Genomic DNA, 5,645 nt, shown 5'->3' with positions numbered 1-5,645 from the left:
CCACGAGGGTGATGCGCCTCCTGACGGACGACAGATCAACAGCAAGGACACCCAGACTTCGGGGTCAGTCGTCAGCAAGAGTCAGGCCGCCAGGAGGTACTCGACACTCTCACAGTCGCCGGCCGCGCCGACTCTGCCCATGGATTCGACCATGCCGTGGCGGTGGAGGGCGTGGATGAATTTCCTGCTTCGGAGTTGGCTGCCCCTGTCGGTGTGAACCACGCAGCCGGCCACGTCACCACCCTCGAGCTGCCGTGTGGCGCCGGCGTTGTTCAACGCGGTGACCGCAAGACGGGACTTCATCGGTGAGTCGATGGAGTAGCCCACGATCCGGTTGGAGTAGGCGTCTTTGACCGCGCACAGATACAGCTTGCCCTCAGCCGTGCGGTGCTCGGTGATGTCTGCCAACCACCGCTCGTTCGAGCCGCCAGCGACGAACTGATGCCGGATCACCTCGTGCTCATCGACCACGGCACACAGGTCGTCATGGACCGGCGGTCCGGGGCGCCCGGCCTTGCCGCGCTTCGGTTTGCCGAACGCTGACCACCAGCGGTTGTCCCTGCAGATCTTCCATGCCGTCCGGGCAGCCATCGCCTCGCCCGCCTCAGCGGCCTCGTCGGCCAGAAACCGGTAGCCGAACTCGGGATCATCGGCGTGGGCGTCAAACAGGGCGTCGGCTCGGTAGGCCTCGACCAGCTCGGCGTCTGTCACAGGTGCAGCGAGCCAGCGGTAGTAGTCCTGGCGGCAGAGCTTGAGCACCCGACACGTCACCGTGACCGGCACCCGGATGGGGGCGTCGGTGGCGGCGAGCTCCCTCACGAGCGGGTAGAGCCTTTTTCCCGGCAGGTTCGCCTGCGACAAGTACGCGGCCGCACGGCGCAGCACCTCCTTCTCCTGTTCCAGCAGCCGGTTCCGGCGCCGCAGCTCGACCAGCTCCGCATGCTCACTCGCGCTGGTTCCGGGCTTCACTCCGTCATCGACATCGGCCTTCTTCATCCACGCATACAGCGTGGTGAAGTGGATCCCGAAGTCCTTCGCGATCTGGGCGAGCTCGACACCTGGCTCACGGTTCCTCGCGACACGCACCACGTCGTCGCGGAACTCCTGGGGGTAGGGCTTGGACACCGGCGAATTCTGAACTATATCTAGCAAAGATCAAGGCTGTCGGCTTCGAACCGTGCGATGTCATGGATGGGTTGCGACAACACCTGAGCTAGGCGGCAACAGGCCATAGCCGGGGGTCATGAGGATCAATTGAACGACACGACGCTCGGAACTCGCGGCCCTAGCCTGTGAAAGCTCCCTCGCATGAGGGGGACTTGCATTTCATCGGGGAACAATATGCGACGACTACATTCCGTGATCCTGGCGCTCCTGCTCATTGCGGGACTGCAACTCTCCGCCGCGCCCGCTCACGCAGCCGGTCCGGATGAGATCGACAGCAAATACCTGAGCGTCGGTGGAGCCAGCTTCCTCGGTCAACCCGTCGGCGGCACCGTATGCGGGTTAGTGGGCTCCGGTTGTTTCCGGGGCTACCAGAACGGTGCCATCTATTGGAGTGCGGGCTCGGGTGCTCACTTCATCAGAGGCGCGATCAGCGACCGCTGGGGACAGTTGCGCTGGGAGGCGGGCAGACTCGGCTATCCCACGTCAGATGAGTTCTGCGGCCTACGTGACGGCGGATGCGGCCAAGCATTTCAGGGCGGCATGATCTATTGGTCACCTACGACGGGCGCGCACCCCGTGTGGGGCGCCATCCTGTCCTCCTACGGACAAGCAAAGTGGGAGGGCGGCAACCTTCGCTATCCCACCAGCGGAGAGTTCTGCGGGCTGCGCGATGGCGGCTGCGGTCAGATCTTCCAGGGCGGGATGATCTATTGGTCTGCGAAGACGGGTGCCCACCCTGTATGGGGTGCCATCCTCGATAAGTATGCGTCCCTAAAGTGGGAGTCTGGCCAACTGAGCTTTCCCATCGGGGGAGAACGGTGTTCCTCCAGAGGGTGCACGCAGCAGTTCAGCGGTGGTGTCGTGGCGTGGTCACCCAACGGTGGAGCGCACCCGGTCTGGGGAGCTATCGGGGAGCGCTGGGCGGCACTTGGGCGACAGGACGGCCTGCTGGGCTTCCCGCGAAGTGATGAGTTCTGCGGGCTCCGCGACAGCGGCTGCGGGCAGTCCTTCGACAGGGGCCTCATCTACTGGTCCCCGAAATCGGGCGCCTGGCCAGTGCATGGCGAGATACTCAAGGATTACGCCCGAACAGGCTGGGAAAATGGGCCACTGGGCTACCCGACATCCAACGAATACAACCAAGGTGGCAGGTACATCCTGCAACGCTTCCAATACGGAACAAGCAGCGCTTTCGCGGACAACGGCACTGTCGAGCGGTTCTTCCCGGGGGTTGACCGACTCACAGCCGGCCGAGAGTTGAAGGCTGGGCAATCTCTCCTGTCGGGCGACGGCCGCTTTTCGGCTGTCATGCAAGCTGATGGAAACTTCGTGGTCTACGAGCGCGGAATCCGGTCACTCTGGGGCAGTGGGACCGCGGGCACTGGCGCCAACCGCATCGTGATGCAGACGGATGGAAATCTCGTGGTCTACGCCCCATCAGGGGCCAAATGGGCAACCGGCACGGCCCCTGCCTCGGACGCATCGCTGGGGATGCAGACGGATGGAAACCTCGTATTGCGGTCGCGCGGCGGTCTTCCGTTATGGACGTCATTCGGGGGCCGCGGCCCATTCTCCCAACAGGCTGTCGGCACCGGGGGCACCATGTTCGCGGGAGAGTCATTGTGGTCGCCAGGGCTCAATTTCGAGGCCCGCATGCAGCGCGACGGGAACTTTGTTGTGTATTCGGCCGGAGGGAGCGCCGTCTGGTCCAGTGGAACTGCTGGGAGCGACGCGCGCAGGATTGCGGTCCAAACCGACGGCAACGCCGTGCTGTACAGCGACAGCGGAGCTGCGCGATGGTCCACCAATACGGCGCCAGCCAGTGAAGCGACACTAGTCATGCAGGACGATGGCAACCTGGTGCTGTACACATCGGGAGGCCCCCGCTGGTCGTCGAAGGAGGGACGATTGGGCGGCGGTCACGACGCCGAGGTTGACGCCTTCGTGGCGAAGTATCAAGGCCACTACTGGGATTACGACGGAGCTTATGGCGCTCAATGCGTTGACCTGTTCAACTTCTACAACCGAGATGTGGTCAAGGCTCCGTTCGTCGGAGGGGTCGGCATCGCTGCTAACCTCTGGGACCGCGCGACAGGTTCGTACGACCGGATTCCGGCGTCTCAAAACCCACGCAAGGGAGACGTCGCTGTATGGAATACGTCGCTGCCTTTCTCTGGGGGCGCTGGCCACGTGGCCATCGTTCTAGAGAATGTGGACGGGTCGACCATTCGGGTGATTGAACAAAATGCTTACCCAAACACCATTACTTCTGTCCGCAACGAGTCCAAGAATCACCTCTTAGGCTACCTGCGTCCGAAGGGGTGGTGAGACCCGAGTAAAGGGAGAACTCCGAGAGCGGGTGCCCGGACGTTCAATCCTGCTTGCGGATCCCGGGCACCCGCTTCTTGAACTCGGTGTTGAACAGGTCCTGCACGGCCTCGGCGTCCATGACCCCGTCGAATCCCTTCAGCCGGCCGGCGACCAGTTGTTGACAGACGGTGGTCCAGGCCTGACCCATGGCGAAAGTGAAGGTGGAGGCGATCCCGGCGCTGATCGCTCCCCCGGCCACCGTGCCCGCGCCTGGGATCAGCTTGATCAGGTTGGTGAACACCGCCCGCCCGCCGACGGTCGCGGCCGAGGTGGAGGCGACCGCGAGCATGGCCGCTCGTTCAAGCTTGAGCTGATAGATCTGCGCGATCCGGGCCATCATCGCCAACTGGATCGGCACCAGCATGGCGGCGTCGGAGAACGGGATCGGGCTGGCCGCCGCGGCCGCCGAGGCGGCCGAGGCGGTGGCTATCGCCTTCCCCGCCTCCCGAGCCTTGGCCCCGAGGTCCACCTGCTGCGACGCCGCGAGGGCGGCGTGGACGGCTTCGGGCGCAACGTGAAACGTCGCCTGCATCAGTTCGATCAAGCCGTGGACCGACTGACCGTTGAACTCGTCCCTCACCGCGTTGGTCATGAACAGGCGCCCGCCGAGGATGGGCAGCCCGAGGGTCTCGACGTGCCGGGCCAGGGCGACCGCGTCGGGGTGGTAGTGGATCGACTCCCCCTCGATCCGCGCCGGCACCTGGGTGAACACCATAATCACCGGCAGCCCGAGCTTGTCGATCCGGCGGATGAACTCGGCCTCCGACTCCTCGAAGCGGCGGTCCATCGGCCGCACGCAATACCAGGTGGCGTGCACCTGCTCACTCAGCGGCCGCTTGCGCGACTCCTTGACCATCTTGTCCAGGTCCGACAGCAGCACCTTGTCGTCCTTGCCGACCTCCAGGCCCTGGGTGTCGACGATGCCGAGGGTGCCGCGATGACCGAGATACAGGTGCGACCCCTTGGTCACCGGCTCGCCGATCCCGGTCGGAGCGACGTTCTCGCCGAACACCGCGTTCAACAGGGTCGACTTGCCCACCCCCGTCTTGCCGAAGATCGCCAAGTTGAACCGCCCGATCGACTTCGCCTGACGGTCGAACTCCGTGCGGAAGGAGTCGATGAACCATTGCGCCATGGGTCAAGCGTACGGTCGCGCTTGATCGCGAGGGGCCTGGGGGGGATATGACCACCTTGTCGGCGACCAGATCTCGTTGGCTCGCTTGAGCTCGCGGTTCTCCTGCTCCAACTCCTTGATCCGCTTCGCCTCAGTGGTCGTCACCCCCCGGGGCGTGGCCCTCGTCGATGTCGGCCTGCTTGACCCACTGGCGCACCGACTCCACGCCGTAGCCCAGCTGGGACGCGACCCGCTGGACCGTCCCGTGCTCGGCCCCCAGCTCTGCTCGTAGCGTGCGGACCATCCGGACCGCTGCGGCCCTCTCCTCCGGTGTGTAGCACCGCGTCTGCGGCTTCCCGGGCACCTGCTCCTTCGGCATGTGCTCATCCTCGTTTCCAAGGTCACGAGTGGTGTGCCCCGGGTTCTACGGCGTCTGAGTTACTGGATTCTGGTGCATGACACTAGGAGGTTCAGATGGGACGACCGGGTTATCCGGCCGAGTTCCGGCGGAAGGTCCTCGACCTACTGGCCGAGGGCAGAACAGTGGCCAGCATCGCGCACGATCTCGACGTCAGCGACCAGACGATCTACAACTGGCGACGCCAGGACCGCGTCGACCGCGGCGTCCAGCCTGGGCTGACAACGGCGGAGAAGGGCGAGCTGTCGGCTGCAAAGAAGCGGATCGCTGAGCTTGAGACCGAGCTGAAGGTCGCGCGGCGCGCCGTTGACCTGCTGAAGGAGCAGACCAGCCCAAAAGAAGGCGCGCGGCGGTCGAGGTGATCGCCGCGGAGGGTCTACCTGTCCATGTGGCTTGCCGGGTGTTAGCCGTGTCCGAGGCAGGCTTTTACGAGAGCAGGAGCCGGGCGCGGTCAAGTCCCGCCAAGTGGTGTAACTGTTGGTGATCCTTCGGGGCGGGGTTAGCTGGCGAGTGCGGGCGTGGTCTCCTGTTCGGGCTGGTTGGTGATGAGGTTGAGCCGGCTCTTGGCGAGGATTT

General features: G+C 64.4%; 4 protein-coding genes and 1 pseudogene. 2 read left to right on the top strand and 3 right to left on the bottom strand.

The features are described from left to right. Nucleotides 1-81 precede the first annotated feature (81 nt). Nucleotides 82-1,125 (bottom strand): IS3 family transposase, encoded by a 1,044-nt coding sequence (locus CGZ93_RS12560; RefSeq protein ID WP_176451754.1) that lies wholly within the window; start codon nucleotides 1,123-1,125, stop codon nucleotides 82-84. A 234-nt stretch (nucleotides 1,126-1,359) separates the two neighbouring features. Between CGZ93_RS12560 and CGZ93_RS12555 the strand changes: the two genes are divergently transcribed. Then, nucleotides 1,360-3,495 (top strand): CHAP domain-containing protein, encoded by a 2,136-nt coding sequence (locus CGZ93_RS12555; protein WP_176451753.1) that lies wholly within the window; start codon nucleotides 1,360-1,362, stop codon nucleotides 3,493-3,495. Between the two features lie 43 nt (nucleotides 3,496-3,538). Here the strand turns inward: CGZ93_RS12555 and CGZ93_RS12550 are convergent, their stop codons facing one another. Beyond that, complete coding sequence (locus CGZ93_RS12550) at nucleotides 3,539-4,672, bottom strand: DUF697 domain-containing protein (RefSeq protein ID WP_094364514.1); 1,134 nt, start codon at nucleotides 4,670-4,672, stop codon at nucleotides 3,539-3,541. A gap of 69 nt (nucleotides 4,673-4,741) precedes the next feature. Further along, a pseudogene (locus CGZ93_RS12545) lies at nucleotides 4,742-5,030 on the bottom strand (transposase); the annotation flags it as partial. Nucleotides 5,031-5,125: 95 nt separating this feature from the next. Here CGZ93_RS12545 and CGZ93_RS12540 point away from each other — a divergent pair. Continuing rightward, nucleotides 5,126-5,431: a transposase gene (locus tag CGZ93_RS12540; RefSeq protein WP_094364513.1), complete on the top strand. Its 306-nt coding sequence runs from the start codon at nucleotides 5,126-5,128 to the stop codon at nucleotides 5,429-5,431. Nucleotides 5,432-5,645 lie beyond the last annotated feature (214 nt).

It is taken from the genome of Enemella dayhoffiae, from assembly GCF_002250625.1.
GTDB classification, from domain to species: domain Bacteria; phylum Actinomycetota; class Actinomycetes; order Propionibacteriales; family Propionibacteriaceae; genus Enemella; species Enemella dayhoffiae.
The sequence above is the reverse complement of the archived record's forward strand: the minus strand, read 5'-3'. Positions and strand labels throughout refer to the sequence as shown.

Excerpts from the sequence above, each read along its gene's own strand:
- CGZ93_RS12540 (WP_094364513.1), top strand. The coding sequence starts at position 5,126 with ATGGGACGACCGGGTTATCCGGCCGAGTTCCGGCGGAAGGTCCTCGAC.
- CGZ93_RS12550 (WP_094364514.1), bottom strand. The coding sequence starts at position 4,672 with ATGGCGCAATGGTTCATCGACTCCTTCCGCACGGAGTTCGACCGTCAG.